This window comes from Streptomyces sp. DvalAA-14, from assembly GCF_900091855.1.
Lineage (GTDB): Bacteria > Actinomycetota > Actinomycetes > Streptomycetales > Streptomycetaceae > Actinacidiphila.
The window spans coordinates 1-14,655 of sequence record NZ_FMCH01000142.1; the positions used below are offsets into that span (position 1 = coordinate 1).

At 72.5% G+C, this 14,655-nt stretch carries 9 protein-coding genes and 1 pseudogene; 5 read left to right on the top strand and 5 right to left on the bottom strand.

Annotated elements, in window-relative coordinates:
• Nucleotides 1-144 precede the first annotated feature (144 nt).
• Nucleotides 145-943 (bottom strand): annotated as a pseudogene (locus GA0115240_RS06735) (SAM-dependent methyltransferase).
• 208 nt (nt 944-1,151) lie between these two features.
• Between GA0115240_RS06735 and GA0115240_RS06740 the strand changes: the two are divergent.
• On the top strand, nt 1,152-2,051 hold the full coding sequence (locus GA0115240_RS06740; RefSeq protein ID WP_093735740.1) for a hypothetical protein: 900 nt from the start codon (nt 1,152-1,154) through the stop codon (nt 2,049-2,051).
• 267 nt (nt 2,052-2,318) lie between these two features.
• Nucleotides 2,319-5,363 (top strand): alpha-L-rhamnosidase-related protein, encoded by a 3,045-nt coding sequence (locus GA0115240_RS06745; RefSeq protein WP_093735741.1) that lies wholly within the window; start codon nt 2,319-2,321, stop codon nt 5,361-5,363.
• Nucleotides 5,364-5,541: 178 nt separating this feature from the next.
• On the opposite strand, the gene GA0115240_RS06750 is transcribed toward GA0115240_RS06745, so the two are convergent.
• Nucleotides 5,542-7,944 (bottom strand): carbohydrate-binding protein, encoded by a 2,403-nt coding sequence (locus GA0115240_RS06750; protein ID WP_237554661.1) that lies wholly within the window; start codon nt 7,942-7,944, stop codon nt 5,542-5,544.
• A 371-nt stretch (nt 7,945-8,315) separates the two neighbouring features.
• On the opposite strand from GA0115240_RS06750, the gene GA0115240_RS06755 reads away from it, so the two are divergent.
• Nucleotides 8,316-9,101, top strand: a complete 786-nt coding sequence (locus GA0115240_RS06755; RefSeq protein WP_256069585.1) for an SDR family oxidoreductase — start codon at nt 8,316-8,318, stop codon at nt 9,099-9,101.
• A gap of 67 nt (nt 9,102-9,168) precedes the next feature.
• On the opposite strand, the gene GA0115240_RS06760 is transcribed toward GA0115240_RS06755, so the two are convergent.
• The gene (locus GA0115240_RS06760; protein ID WP_141708753.1) at nt 9,169-9,696 is read right to left on the bottom strand and encodes a hypothetical protein; all 528 of its coding nucleotides are present in this window, start codon (nt 9,694-9,696) and stop codon (nt 9,169-9,171) included.
• 317 nt (nt 9,697-10,013) lie between these two features.
• Between GA0115240_RS06760 and GA0115240_RS06765 the strand changes: the two genes are divergently transcribed.
• Both GA0115240_RS06765 and GA0115240_RS06770 read left to right on the top strand, forming a co-directional pair.
• Nucleotides 10,014-10,523 (top strand): lamin tail domain-containing protein, encoded by a 510-nt coding sequence (locus GA0115240_RS06765; protein ID WP_093735744.1) that lies wholly within the window; start codon nt 10,014-10,016, stop codon nt 10,521-10,523.
• A 239-nt stretch (nt 10,524-10,762) separates the two neighbouring features.
• Complete coding sequence (locus tag GA0115240_RS06770) at nt 10,763-11,089, top strand: DUF2795 domain-containing protein (RefSeq protein ID WP_093735745.1); 327 nt, start codon at nt 10,763-10,765, stop codon at nt 11,087-11,089.
• A 117-nt stretch (nt 11,090-11,206) separates the two neighbouring features.
• Here the strand turns inward: GA0115240_RS06770 and GA0115240_RS06775 are convergent, their stop codons facing one another.
• Entirely contained in the window at nt 11,207-13,192 is a 1,986-nt protein-coding gene (locus tag GA0115240_RS06775; RefSeq protein ID WP_093735746.1) for a phosphocholine-specific phospholipase C, read from the bottom strand.
• A 29-nt stretch (nt 13,193-13,221) separates the two neighbouring features.
• Complete coding sequence (locus GA0115240_RS06780) at nt 13,222-14,520, bottom strand: hypothetical protein (RefSeq protein WP_176724998.1); 1,299 nt, start codon at nt 14,518-14,520, stop codon at nt 13,222-13,224.
• Nucleotides 14,521-14,655: the final 135 nt, after the last annotated feature.

Below are 14,655 nucleotides of genomic sequence, written 5' to 3' on the forward strand. Positions count from 1 at the left end.
CGGCGCGATCAGCCACGGCCGGTCCCGCACCTCACCCCCGCCCCGGAGGGGCAACTGCGGCCGTATCGGCCCCGCGGCCCGGCCGAGGGCCCCGTGCCGGGAGCCCGGCGCGCCCGGCGCGCCCAGCGCGCCCGACGCGCCCGCTCAGCCGATCTTGCGCGCCACGCCGCCATAAAAAGCCGATCTCGCGGGATTTGGGCGGCGGCGTCGCGTCCGGGCGCCAGAACGGAACCTGGGCCAGGCCGGGCTCGATCAGCTCGAAACCGTCGAAGAACCGCTCGACCCCGGCCTTGGACCGCAGGTTCAACGTGGCGGTGGCGTTCTTGTAGACGGCCTGTGCATCGCTGCGGTCGGCGAAGTCACCCGTGGCGTGGGAGAGCACCAGGAAGCTGCCGGCCGGCAGCGCGTCGCGCAGGGTGGCGACGACCTGCTCGGGCTGCTCCGCGTCGGTGAGGAAGTGCAGGATGGCGACCAGGAGCAGCGCGACCGGCTGGTCGAAGTCGATGACCCGGCGGACGTCGGGGTGCTCCACGACGGCCCGCGGGTCGCGCACGTCGGCGAGCACGATGCTGGTCGCGCCGGAAGGGCTGAGGAGCGCGTTCGCGTAGGTGTTCACGATCGGGTCGTTGTCGACATAGGCGATGCGTATGTCGGGCGCGATCTCCTGGGCCGTCTCGTGCACGTTGGGCGAGGTGGGCAGCCCGGTGCCGATGTCGAGGATCTGCCGGACGCCGCTGCCGACCACGTGCCGCACGGCGCGCTGCAGGAAGGCGCGGTTGGCGCGCACGCCGATCCGTACCTCGGGCGCCGCGTAGGCGAGTTGATCGCCGGCCTCGCGGTCGACCTGGTAGTTGTCCTTGCCGCCCAGCAGGTAGTCGTAGATCCGCGCGGGATGCGGCCTGCTGGTGTCGATCTCCTCGGCGCGGAAGCCGTTCTGCGTCACACTGCGCTCCTCTCGATCGCCCCCGCGGCCAACCCCCCGCCCGCGACCGGCTGACGACAGTTTCCCACATCAACGCCGGTGCCGGCGCTCGCAGTTCCCCCGATCCCGCGCGGACCCGGCCGCCCGGGCGGGCCTTGCCGCGACGGCCGAGCGGGGACGCCCCGACCGTCGCGCCGAGGGGCGGCCGTCCCCGGGTAGGGTCGCGGGGGTGACGGGGCAGGCGGTGGATTTCGAGGCGCTGAACGCCTGGTGCCGGGATCATCTGGGCGTGTCCGCGGTGCGCGAGGTGTCCCGTACCCGGCACCTGTCCGTGGTCGTGGTGCTTGACCTGGCCGGCGGACGGCGGGTGGTGGTGAAGTGCCGCCCGCCCGAGGCTCGGATCGCCGGGTGCACCGCCGTTCAGCACGCCCTGTGGCAGGCGGGGTATCCCTGCCCGAGGCCGCTGGCCGGCCCGTTCCCGCTCGGGCCGTTCGAGGCCACCGCGGAGGAGTACGTCGGCGGCGGGTCCGCCCTGGACCCGGCCGCCGACACCGCGGAGTCCTACGCGCGCGCCCTGGCCCGCCTTGTCGCCCTGGCGCCCGCCCCGGACCGGGTGCCCCCGCTCGCGCCCGAGCCGCCCTGGGTGGGCTGGCGGCACGCGGGCGCCGGCCTGTGGCCGGTGCCCGACGACATGGACGCGGACCTGAACGCCCAGGCCGGACCGGCCTGGTTGGACGATCTCGCGCGGCGCCTACGACGCCGCCTGGCCGCCGTCGACGGGCCGCCGGTGATCGGCCACGCCGACTGGGACGCGCACAACGTCGCCTGGCGCGGCCGTGAGGTGTGCGTCGTGCACGACTGGGACAGCGTGGTGGCCCTGCCGGAGGCGACGATCGCCGGCGCGGCGCTGCCGGACGCCGGCATCGAGGAGTCCGGGCGTTTCCTGGCGGCCTACCAGCGGGCCAGGCACGCCTCCTGGTCCGCGCCGGAGCAGGAGGCGTACTGGGCCGCCGGGCTCTGGCACCGCGCCTTCAACGCCAAGAAGTCCGTCACCCGCGGCGCCGCCGACCCCGCGGTGCGGCGCCTCGCCCAGGAAGCCGCCGAACGCCTCCACCGCTCCGCCGCCTGACCGGCCCCGCCCCACCCGCGGACGGCCCGCGGCCGCCGTGAGTCCCGGGCTCCGTGCCAACGGGCGGGTCGCTCCTCACCGCCGACGACCTGGCGCCCGCCCCCTGACGCACGCCAACCGCTTCGGCCCGCCCGCTTCGTGCGGACCTCGCGCAAGTCATTGACCCGCGCCCCGCCAGTCCCTACTGTCATCGGCAGTACAGCGAAATGAAACGATTCAGATCAGTTGGTTCATGCGTGCCCACTCCTCCCCCCACTGGAGCCGACCATGATCACTGAACGGCGTGTCCGCGGGCGCCGCCGCGGCGTCGCGGCCCTGGGCTGCGTGCTGGCGCTCCTCGCCTGGGCACCCGCCCAACCGGCGTCCGCCGCCGCCACCGCGGCGGCGGTCACGCCGTGGCCGTCGGCGCCCGACTGGCAGAGCTACGTCCAGGCGCCGTCGAGCGCGACGATCTGCCCGGCCGCGGTGGTGAGCACCTCGGGCGGTGTCAGCGGCGCGCAGAACCTGGTGTGCGGCGGGTCGGGTACCGCCACGCTGACGCTGGCCGCCGGCGGCGCCACCCCGGCCATTGTGCTCGACTACGGCAAGATGACCGGCGGGGTGCCCTACTTCGACGTCCAGGCCGAGACCGGCTCGCCGACCCTGCAGGCGGGCTACAGCCAGGCCCGGCAGTACCTGACCGCGACGGGCGACGGCGCCGTCCCGTGGGCCGAGGGCGACGGCGCCCGCCACGACGCGTACACCGTCTCCGCCCCGGGGACGATCACCAACCGCTCCGAGCAGGGCGGCGAGCGCTACGAGGAGATCACCCTCACCTCCCCGGGCACCCTCACGCTGAGCGCGGCGGGCCTGCACTACACCGCCGACCGCACCGCGGCGGACGGCTACCAGGGCTACTTCGTCTCCAGCTCCGACCAGCTGAACAGCATCTGGTACGACGGCGCCTACACCGCGCAGCTCGACTCGGCCCCGGCCGGCTCCCTGCCGGGCGACTGGACGGTGACCGGCGGCGTGCTCGACGACTTCGGCGGCAACGCCGGCCTGCTGCGCCAAGGCGCCTCCTGGGGCGACTACACCACCACCTTCGACACCAGGATCGTCGCCAACCAGGCCGGCTGGGTGGTCCGGGGCCAGGACGCAAACAACGGCTACGTGTTCATCCTGAACGCCGCCGGCGACACCGCCGGCACCCCCAACGTCCTGCAGGAGTTCGACCTGCACGACGGGACGTACACCAGCGTCGGCACCGCGCCGCTGCCCGCGAGCCTGGCGCCGAACACCTGGCACACCGTCACCACCACCACGGCCGGCACCACCGTGACGGTCTCCGTCGACCACCAGAAGGTCGCCACCGTCGACTCCGCGTCCTTCCCGGCCGGCACCCGCGCCTACCCGGCCGGCACCGTGGGCCTGCGCGAGTTCAACGGCGAGGAGGCCGACTTCCGCAATCTGAGCGTGGTGGCATCCTCCGGCGCCACCCTCTACAGCAACCCGCTGAGCAGCACCTCCGCGCTGGCGGACTTCACCGTTCCCGGCACCAACGCGCTGCCGTCCATCCTGGACGGCGCCACCCGGGACCGCGCCATCTGGAGCGGGGACCTGAACATCGAGGGCCCCACCACGTACTACTCCGTCGGCAACACCGCCTACCTCAAGGGCGCGCTGCAACTCCTTGGCACCTACCAGCTCTCCAGCGGCTTCGTGGCCGGCGACGAGCCGCCGCAGACACCCCTGCACACCGGGCCGCCGATCGCGGGCAGCACCACCAGCTACTCCGCCTCGTACTCGATCTACTGGCTGCTGGGCCTGGCGTCCTACTACCTCTACACCGGCGACACCGCCTTCATCCAGCAGGAATGGCCGGTCGTCAAGAACGAACTGGCCTGGAACGCCTCCCAGCTCGACGGCAACGGACTGCTCAGCACGACCACCGACGACGGCGCCGACTGGGACTTCTACGACAGCAACAAGACCGGCGAGGTCACCGAGTACAACGTCCTCTACTACCAGGCCCTGGTCAGCGGCGCCCAACTCGCCACCGCCGCGGGCCAGTCCGCGCAGGCCGCCACCTACACCCAGCAGGCCGCGGCGCTGAAGTCGGCCATCAATACCCGCCTGTTCAACAACGCGACCGGGCTCTACGTCACCAGCAGCACCCAGACCACCGGCGTGGCGCAGGACGCCAACGCGCTCGCCGTGCTCTACGCGGTCGCGCCCGCCGCGAACCGCGCCTCGATCCTGGCCTCGCTCAAGTCCAAGCTGTGGACCACCCCTTACGGTCCGCTGCCCTTCACCTCCGACACCGGCAACCGGCCGCTGGTCAGCCCCTTCGTCAGCGGCTACGAACTCCAGGCCCGGCTGGCGGCCGACGACACCGCCGGCGCCGAGCAGTTGCTGGCCGCCGTATGGGGCCACATGATCGCGCCGAGCGCCTACTCGACCGGGACGATGTGGGAGAACGTCTCCGGCACCGACGGCACCCCCGGGCTCGGGACCGGCACCAGCCTCGCGCACGGCTGGTCCACCGCCCCGACCAGCGCCCTGTCCGGCTACGTGCTGGGCATCCAGCCGACCTCCCCGGGCTACGCGACCTGGTCGGTGCAGCCGCATCCCGGCGATCTGGCATGGGCGGAGGGCAGGGCGCCGACCCCGCAAGGGCCGGTGCAGGTGTCCTGGGCGGGCCAGGGCGGGGTCGACGCGTTCGCGATGAGCGTGACCGCGCCGGCCGGCACCAGCGGCACCATCGCGGTGCCCACTTACGGGGCGGCCAGTCCGATCGTCTCGGTCAACGGCCAAGTGGTGTGGAGCGGCGGGGCCTTCACCGCCACCGGCGGGATCGGCGGCGCCCACCAGGACGCCGACTACGTGTATCTCACCGGCGTACAGCCCGGCACCTTCACCGTCGCCGCCAACCCGAACGGCAGCGCGCCGGCCGGCTACACCCTGTGCGCCCAGCAGAACGCCAGCTGCACGTTCACCGGCACCCGCTCGGTGGCCTACGGCGCCAACGGCATCTTCACCTACCGCACCGTCACCGGCGGCACCACCTGCGACGACGCGACGCTCGGCGACCCCGACTTCGGCTTCGTCAAGTCCTGCTACACCGGCCCGGTCGCCACCGGTCCCAGCGGATCGGCCTACTGCGCCGCCGAGAACGGCAGTTGCGCGTTCAGCGGCACCAGAACGGTCGCCTACGGAGCCGGCGGGACCTTCACCACCAAGTCGCTCAGCGGCGGTACCGCGTGCACCAACGCGGTGTTCGGGGATCCGGCGCCGAACACGGTGAAGGCCTGCTATCTGCTGCCCGGCTGACCCCACGGCCGGCCTCCCGCGGCCGTGGCAGGCCGACGGTTCGGTTGAATCGTTCTGATCGGCGCGGTCCTCCCACCGGCCGGCGCCGAGCCGCCGAGGCACCGGCGCGTCCGACAGCGACAGCGCCGCCCCCGGGTCCTCGACCCGGGGGCGGCGCCGCGTGCAAAGGCGGGTGCGGCTACTTCGCGGTGAAGGCGAGGCTGTTGGCGTTCCAGCCGCCGTTGTCCTCCGCCAGGGTCAGCACCTGCCGGCCGGCCGGCAGCGTGACCGTGGCGGTGACGTTCGTCCAGGTCTGGAAGCCGCCGGTCGCCGGGATGCCGACGGCCCCGGTCAGGTTCTTGCCGGTGGCGTCGGACAGGTGGAACGAGTCGGTGACGGCGGAGGGAGCCGCCACCCGGAAGCTCACCGTGTACGTCCCGGCGGCGGCCGCGCTGACCGTGTAGCGGAACCACTGGGCGCCGCCGGTCCAGCCGAGGTCGTAGCCGCCACCGGAGTCCGCGGTGGTCTCCAGATCGATGCCGTCGGCCCGGTAGCCGTTGCCGCTCCCGTTGGTCGACGCGACGGAGTAGCCGACGCCCGGGCCGCCGGTGTCGTAGTCCTCGGCCTGCACGGTCCCGGGCACCGCGGCGGGGGAGCCGTGGAACGGCGCCTCGGGCGTGGAGCCGCCCTGCCAGCTGTTGCCGCTCGCGGTCGCGGTGAAGCCGGCCGAGTTGTTGGTGAACGCCGAGGCGCCGGAGCGCAGTCCGGTGACACTGTTGCCGGTGAGGGTCGCGGAGCCGGTCGGCGCCGGGTAGAACGGCGGCGAGACGACGATGCCGTTGCGCCACGGCGAGACGATGGTGTTGTCCTGCAGCTCGGTGCCGGTCGAGGTGGAGAAGCCCACCGCGTCGTACACCGCGCCGCTGACGGTGTTGCCCGAGACGGTGACATCGCTGACGGTGCCGGAGTTCTGGCCGTCGCCGCCGTTGCCGATCTGCAGGGCCGGCTGCCCCTGGTTGTAGGCGTTGCCGCCCGAGCGCACCACGGTGTTGCCGGACACCGTCGCACCCAGCAGGTCGCTGCCGTTCACCCCGAACCGGCCGGCGCCCAGGCCGATGTAGCGGGCCGTGTCGCTGATGTAGTTGTCCTGGACGAGATGGCCGCTGCCGCCGTAGATGCCGATGCCTTTGCCGCCCCAGGGGGCGATCAGGCTGTTGTGGGTCAGCGTCACACCGGACATCGCGGTGTAGTAGATCTTCCCGTTGCCGTAGTCGTTGTACGCCACCGAGTTGATCGCCATCGCGTCGTCACCGGTGCCGCGCACGTAGTTGTTGGTGGCGGTCAGGCTGTTGCCGGTGGTGCCGTTCAGGGAGACGTTGTTGAGATTGATGCCGTCCGCCCAAATGGCGGTCAGCCGGCTGTTCTTGACCGTCCCGCCGCTGCCCGAGGCCCAGAAGCCGGACTCGACGTGCTGGCTCCAGATGTTGTCGGCCACCCAGTTGGTGCCGGTGGTGTCCATCGCGCCGCCGGCGCCGTCGACGGTGGCGCGGCTGGTCGCGTTGGAGTCGATGTGGAAGTTCTCCACCGTGCACGAGGTGACCGAGAAGACCGCGCCGAGGCCGACGTTGTTGGGCAGCGGCACCGAGCGGTAGACGGTGCTGTACCAGGGGCCGGCGCCGGCGATGGTGATGCCCTTGGCCTGCAGCCCGTTGGTGCCCTTCAGATAGAAGGTGCCCTGCGGGATCCACAGGATCTTGCCCTGGGACTGCGCCTGGTTGATGCAGTTCTGGATCGCCCCGGTGCTGTCGACGGCCTGGCTGTCGGCGGACCCGTTGGTCGGGTTGTTGTCCGCCACGGCGCCGCAGCTGGTGATGGAGATCGAGTTGGCGGGCTGGGCGAGCGGCGCCGGCGGATTCTCCACGTCGACGGAATCGATGTCGTAGAACGCCGCGCTGTTGGCCGCGTCCTTTTTGAGGGAGATCGTGCTGCCGGGGGCGACAGGGGATCCGGTGATGAACGTGCGCGACTCGTCGAAGAAGTCGCGGCTGTCGCCGTCGGCCGGATTCTGGTCGTTGCCGTTGTAGTTGTTGTTGCCCTCGTAGAGCCAGCTCTGTTTCGAGTTCAGATTCAGCGGCTGGCGCAGCACGCCGTTCACATAAAGGTCGAGTGTGGCGGTGATTCCGCCGCCCGAAGCGGAGTCCGGAATGCTGGCGCGCACGTTGATGGCGCTGACCGGCTGCCCGGTATTGTTCGTCCACTGCACGGACTGCCCGCTGCCGGCCAGGTGCACGTATGAGTGGCCCGAGGCCTCCAGGGCGGCGGTGGCGTACTGGTTGGTCGGCGCGGCGGTCAGTGACACGGTCTGGGCGCCACCGCCGAGGGTGCCGCTCTCGGCTTCGTAGGTGGTGAAGGGGGTGGTGGCCCCGGCGCTGTCGGCAGCGGCCGCGGCGGTGGCCCGAGGGGCCGCCGCGGTGTGGCCGGCGGGGAGGGTGGCACCGTCTGCCATCCGTATCCCCACCAGCGCGAAGGCGGAGGCGACAACGATCGTCGCCACCGCCGCGCCGGCCCGGTGCCGGCGCGGTTTGACTGCGGTGGTCGTCAACTGCGTACCTTTCTGGATGATTCGCGGTCGCCACGATTACGCGTCATCATCCGCAGGCTCGACAGCTCGGCGGGTTCGTCGCGGCGGTCACGAAATGGAATGTCATCCGGTGCGGAACATATCCCGATCGGACAAAAGTGGGGGGTTCGCATTCCATGCGGCCAGCTAGGACTCTAGGGTTGCGCTTCGCGAGCGTCAAGGCGGGGCCCCCCGCGCCGAAGGCGTATGGTCCGAAATGTGCGGGGCTCGGTGATCGGATGCGAATTGCGCACGACGCGTGCACCGGCACCGCTTTTATTACCGCCGGGTTGGGAAATCTCGGGCCCCAAATCGGTTGCGTCCGCGGCGCTCGTCGCGAACGATCCCGTCGTGTGACGACCTCCGAGGACAAGCATGTCGCCGACCGGCAGCGGCCGTTGGCGTTGGTGACCGGCGTCGGCCGCACCGCCGGTATCGGTGCTGCCATCGCGTACCGGCTCGCCGCGTCCGGCTGGAACATCGCCTTCACGTACTGGACCCCCTACGACCGACGGATGCCCTGGGGCGCCGAGCCCGGCGCGGCCGACGCGATCACCGCCGCCCTGGCCGGACACGGCGCGGCCGGCGCGGCCATCGAGGCGGACCTCGCCGACCCCGACGCCCCCGCCCGCGTCTTCGACGAGGCCGAACGCCGGCTCGGCGGGGTCACCGCGCTGGTGATGGGACATTGCGAGTCGGTCGACTCCGGCCTGCTGGACACCACCGTGGAGAGCTTCGACCGCCACTTCGCGGTCAACGCCCGCGCCAGCTGGCTGCTGATCCGGGAATTCGGCCGTCGTTTCGCCGGCGTCCACGGCGCCGGACGCGTCATCGGCCTCACCAGCGACCACACGGTGGGCAATCTCCCCTACGGCGCCAGCAAGGGCGCCCTGGACCGCATCACCCTGGCCGCCGCCCGCGAACTCGCACACCTCGGCGTCACCGCCAACGCCGTCAACCCGGGGCCGGTGGACACCGGTTGGATGTCCGGGGAGGTACGGGACCAGGTGCTGCGCGGCACCCCGCTCGGCCGCCTCGGTACCCCGCGGGACACCGCCCATCTGGTGGACTTCCTCTGCTCGCCGCAGGGCCAGTGGGTCAACGGCCAGCTGCTGATGAGCAACGGCGGCTTCGCCTAGCGCTTCCACCGGGCCTGGGCGGGGGCGGGGTCGCGGGAGGGGCCAACGGCGGCCTCGCGGACAGGGGTCACGGGCGGGGGTGTCCGTCGGTGTGGGCGAGGATGCGGCGGACGTCCCACAGGTGGTGCACGCCGTCGTGCGCGTTGTTCCGGGCCACGTCCTCGGCCCGCTGGGGGCCGCGCGTGTCGTGCCGCAGCACCACCTGCTCCTCGATCGCGGCCGGCACGCACCGCGCCCAGGCGTGGACCGCGCCCTCCAGGGACCACAGCGCCGCCGCGGGCGCGATGTCGTTGTAGCGGCGGGCGCGGGCCAGCAGGTCCTGGTCGTAGCCCGTCACGGCGACCGCGCCGGCCAGCCGGGCGCCGGCCAGGCGTTCCGCCCAGGCGCGCAGGTTGTCCGTGACGTGGCTGACGTAACCCGCCGGATTCCAGGCCAGTTCGGGATGGCGTTCGCGGCCGTCACGGCCCGCCAGCAGGTCGGAGAACCGAGCCGGGAGCTCCTCGACCCGCCGCACCGCCGCGCCGGGATCCCGCGGCCAGGCGAATCCGCAGTCCCGGCAGGGATCCCCGTACAGATCCGCGCCCCATCGCTCCATGGGGCGCCAGGCTAACCCACCGGCGATGCCGTGCGCGGTACCGCTACCGCCCGCGGCGGGCTGCTCCACCGTGGTGAAGCCGGCCACCGGCGCGACGGCGGGCAGGCGCGCTGCTTCCTTCCGCGGGGTGCCCGTACCTGTGCACCGGGCAACGAGCCGTCAGACGTACGTATATGTCCTGATTTTGTAACACAGGGCGATGCGTCCACGGTGACGACGGGGGACAGCCCACAGTGGTGGTCCTCGGCCCATGCCGGGGTTTCGCATCACTTGGGCACGGCTTCGCACGCCGTGCCCCCGCATGAAGGGGGATCTTCATGTCCCGTTTCGCCATCCGCCTGGCCGCCGGCTCGATGCTGGCCTCCGGCGCACTCCTCGCGGCCGCGGTCGCGCCGGCGAGCGCCGCCGACCACGGGCGGCACCTCCCGCAGCGTCCGTCCGTCGTGGTGGGCGCGATCCACAGTCCCGACCGGCACGACCGCGCCGTCCGGTCGCTGGACGCGGAGTGGGTCACCGTCACCAACACCGGCCGCCGTGCGGTCGACCTCGACGGCTGGACCCTGTCGGACCGCGACCGCCACACCTACTCCTTCCACCACCTGACCCTGGGCGGACATCAGTCGGTGCGGGTCCACACCGGCGCCGGCCGGAACACCGCACACGACGTGTACCAGGGCCGCCGCGGGTACGTGTGGGACAGCCGGTCGGAGACCGCCACCCTGCGCGACCGCCACGGACGGTCCGTCGACAGCCGCTCCTTCGGTCCCGACCGGTCCGCCGACCGCGACCGTTCCGGCCGGGACCACCGCCGCGGCAGCGGGCACTGACCGCCGGCCCGGAAGACCGGACGGGCCCGTGAGACCGGGGCCGCTCCCGCGCGCGCGGGAGCGGCCCCCTCCGCGTCACACGACCATGGACCGGCCGGCGGCGAGCGGTCGGCCCAGGGACGCGCCGGCGTCCTCGCCCGCCCGTGCCGCCGGCCAGAATTTCTTTGCCCGTGGATGCGTTTTGTCGCGTTATGCCGGGTTAGCCGTGGGGGACACCGGATCCGCGGGAAGAAGGAGCCATGGCTCGAGCAACCAGTACCCGGCAAGTGGTCGACGCCATCAAGGACGTCGACTTCCCGGCCCACAAGGACGCACTGATGCGGGCGGCCCGTGCCTCGGGCGCCCCGGCGGAGGTGGTCGCCGCACTGCGCGCCATCGCGCCGGAGGAGTACGACAACCGGCAGGAGGTCGTCCGCTCCGTGACGGTCGATCCCGCCGACGGCCTCGGTCTCAGCCCCGCTCAACGCGCCGAGCAGGCCCGTGAGGGCGGCAAGCCGCATCTGTCGCAGTATCTGCGGGATGCGCCGAAGCCGCCGATCGAGCAGGAACTCGAAGACGACGGCTGAATCCGGCGGCACGCCGGACGGGCGGAGCGGCGGCGGGACCGGGCAGGCGGGAGCGGCGGCGGGACCGGTCAGGCGGGACCGGGCGGCGATCCGGCCCGGTCCCGCCTGGCGCAGGCGTTACGCCGGGTGCACCGTCCCCGCATAGCGCTGGGCGAAGCGGGTGCCGGTACCCGCCGTGACGGTGACGTCGTAGCGCCCGTTGTCGGTGCGCCAGCTCAGCCGGGAGTGGTCGCCGGAGCGGACCCAGACCGTCTGGGTGCGGCCCCCGAAGTCGTTCGGCGTGATCGTGAAGGCCACGTCGGCGGCGCCGTCGTTGCGCAGCGACAGTTCGACCGAGCTGGTCTCCGGCCGCCCGGCCCGCTTCAGCGCCGCCCGGACCGACGGCACCGCCACGTCGTCCTGGCCCTGGCGCACGACCGTGCCCGCGAAGCGGCGGACGAAGCCGTCGGCGCCGTGCACGGTGAAGTCGTAGCGGCCGTCGGTCGCGGCGGCGTCCCACACATAGGTGCGCGACGAGCGGGGCGGGACGGTGAACGGCGTGCCCGTGAAGGGCAGGACGACGTTCGGCAGCACGGTGAAGTGGAAGCCGACGGAGCCGTCATTGGTGAGCGTGCAGGTGACCTTGCCGGTGGCCCGGTCGACCGACACATCCGCCCACGGCTGGTACGGCAGCGCCCGGTGCCGCCGGTCGCCCTCCTCCTGCACGGGCATGGTCTGCTGCGCCGGCACCGTCACGGCCGGCAGTGAGCTGTTGGCATCCGCCTTGGCCATCAGGGCCACCGTGTCGGGCAGCGCGGGGATGGAGTAGTCGGGCCTGGTGAAGTCGAAGCAGCTGGTGAGGTCGCCGCAGACCTGGCGCCGCCAGTCGCTGATGTTGGGCTCGCGCACACCGGTGACCTGTTCCAGGAAGCGCACCACCGACGTGTGGTCGAACACCTGGGAGTTGACCCAGCCGCCGCGCGACCACGGTGACACGGCCCACAGCGGCACCCGGCTGCCCAGCCCGATCGGCTTGCCGTCCACGAACTCGTCCTTGGTGCCGGGCTCGGGGAACGGCGGGATCACATGGTCGAAGTAGCCGTCGTTCTCGTCGTACATCAGCAGGAAGACGGTCTTCTTCCACACGTCGGGGTTGGAGAACAGCGACTGCAGCGCGGTGTCCACCCAGTGGGCGCCGTAGTCCGGGCTCGCGTTCGGGTGCTCGCAGAAGAGGTAGGGCGCCACCAGCCAGGAGACGGTGGGCAGGGTGCCGTCCTTGCAGTGCTGGTCGAAGGCGGTCAGGTCGAACTTCGTCATCGCGTTGACGTAGCGCGGGTCGTCCTCGGCGAAGGCGTGGAACTGCTTGAAGTACGACAGCGCGTTGTCGTCGTAGTCGCCGTTGCGGTCGTCGGAGCCGTCCGGGTTGTGGTAGACGCGCCAGCTGACGCCCGCCTTCTCCAGCCGCTCGGCGTAGGTGGTCCAGTCGGCCACCGGGTTCTCGGTGACCACCGTGTTGTCGGTGAACGGGCCGGCGGTCCCGTCGACACCCGGCCCGGCGGTGCCGGTCCACAGGTAGAGGCGGTTGGGGTCGGTGGGCCCGTTCAGCGAGCAGAAGTAGCCGTCGCAGACGGTGAAGGCGTCGGCCAGCGCGTACTGGTAGGGGATGTCCTGGCGGGCGAAGTAGCCCATGGTCCGCTCGCCCTTGGCGGTGACCCACTTGTCCATCGCGCCGCCGTCGACCGCGCTGTGGCCGCTGTCCCAGCCGTGGTCGAGGCCGGCGGCGTTCTGCGCGTTGTACCGGGTGGTGTCCATCCGGAAGGGCTGCAGGTAGCCCTCGGGGCGGCCGCGGTCGGGCTGGCGGAAGACCGGGTCGCCGTCGGGGAAGACCACCGACTGGCGGTCGGAGAAGCCCCGCACCCCGCTCAGGGTGCCGAAGTAGTGGTCGAAGCTCCGGTTCTCCTGCATCAGGATCACCACGTGCTGCACATCGGCGACGCTGCCGTGCCGGTCGTCCTGCTGGTGGTCGTCGGCCTGCGCGGTGCCGGTCATGCCGGGAAGTCCGGTGGCGGCCGCGCCGGCCGCCGCGGTGGCGCCGATGAAGGCGCGGCGGCTGATCTCTGTCATGGCAACAAGTTCCTTCGGGTGGTTCGGAGTCAGCCGCGGGCGGACAGGGAGAAGGTGACGACGGCCGCCGCGTGGTCGGAGGGCCAGCCGTTGGCGGCGGTGCCCGGCACCGCCTGGGGCCAGCCGGTGAACAGGCTGTGCGCCTCGACCACCTTCAGCGCGCCGGCGTACTGGACCTGGTCGATCCGGTCCTGCGGCTCGGCGCCGCCGCCGTCGTGCACCGGCCGCACCGGCGACCAGGTGATACCGGGGGCCTTGGCCGGATTGGCGTTGGCCTCGCGGTAGGCGTCGGTCAGACCGGCCTGCTCCAGGGTCAAGGTGACCGGCCAGCGGACCCGGCCCACGCCGCCGTGCGCGGACGCGGTCCGGCTCGTCCAGTCCAGGTGCGAGGGCGAGGCGAGGCCGGCCGCCAGCACCACCGGGGTCCGGGAGGCCAGGTCGCGCCGCATCGCGGCCACCAGGGTCCCGGCCTGCCGGTAGCGGAGCGTGAGCTTCTCGGCCGCCTCGACCTGCGCGGCGGTGCTGCCCGCGAGCAGGGCATACGGTCCGTAGCCGGCCTCGTCCAGCTGGGCCGTCCACAGCCGCAGCGTGCGGTCGCCGGCCAGGCGCACGGTCGCGGCGGCGGCCGGCAGCGCGGCGGTCGGCCCGACGGGATCGGTGAGCGGATAGCGGCTGACGATGCCGAGACCGCCGGCCGCCTGGTAGGCGTGCCAGCCCAGTGCCCCGGCCAGGTCCTGCGCGCCGGTGGCGCCGCTCTCCTGCAGGGCGACGACATCGAGGCCCTGGGTGAGCACCAGCCGCAGCTGCTTCTCCAGGAAACCGTCGATGTGCGCGCCGGCGTCCCAGAGGTTCAGTGTCGCCACCTTCAGCTGCGGCCGGTCCCGGCCGGCGAGCACCGGCACCTGCACGGTGACCGTGTCGCGGCCCACCGCGCTGTCGGTGACGGCGACCACCACGCGGCCCGGGGCCCTGGGTGCGAGGACCGGCGCCCTGCCGCTGACCGTGCCGTCCGCGGCCACCGACAGCCACGGGTCCCCGCTGACGCGGGTGAAGGCCGCGGTGCCGGCCGCGTTGCCCTCCGGTCTGATCCACAGCCCGCCCAGCGCGACGGAGAAGGCGGCGCCGGCCGGCTGCGCGGCGGTGGTGAGGGCGTCCACCACGGCGTGCGGGCGCGGGACGACCGGCCGGGCGGTGAAGGTGAACGGGGCCGTGCGGGCCAGGATCCCGTAGCCGTCCTTGGCCAGCAGATAGGCGGTGTACGGCCCGCCGGTCAGCCCGGAGGTGTCCAGTGTGAGGTCACCGGACGGGGCGGGGGTGTAGTCCCACACCAGCGAGGAGCCGACGCCGGGCAGCCGGCTGCCGTCGTAGACGCCGATCCAGTTCTTCGGGTCGGGCGCGTCGGTCGTCCAGTGGAAGGTGGTCTTGTCGCCCTCGTAGGGGCGGGGTCGTCAGGACGACGCTGT

Bases quoted from the DNA above. Each gene is read 5' to 3' on its own strand.
- GA0115240_RS06775 (WP_093735746.1), bottom strand. From the start codon at position 13,192: ATGACAGAGATCAGCCGCCGCGCCTTCATCGGCGCCACCGCGGCGGCC.
- GA0115240_RS06760 (WP_141708753.1), bottom strand. From the start codon at position 9,696: ATGGAGCGATGGGGCGCGGATCTGTACGGGGATCCCTGCCGGGACTGC.
- GA0115240_RS06765 (WP_093735744.1), top strand. From the start codon at position 10,014: ATGTCCCGTTTCGCCATCCGCCTGGCCGCCGGCTCGATGCTGGCCTCC.
- GA0115240_RS06770 (WP_093735745.1), top strand. From the start codon at position 10,763: ATGGCTCGAGCAACCAGTACCCGGCAAGTGGTCGACGCCATCAAGGAC.
- GA0115240_RS06745 (WP_093735741.1), top strand. From the start codon at position 2,319: ATGATCACTGAACGGCGTGTCCGCGGGCGCCGCCGCGGCGTCGCGGCC.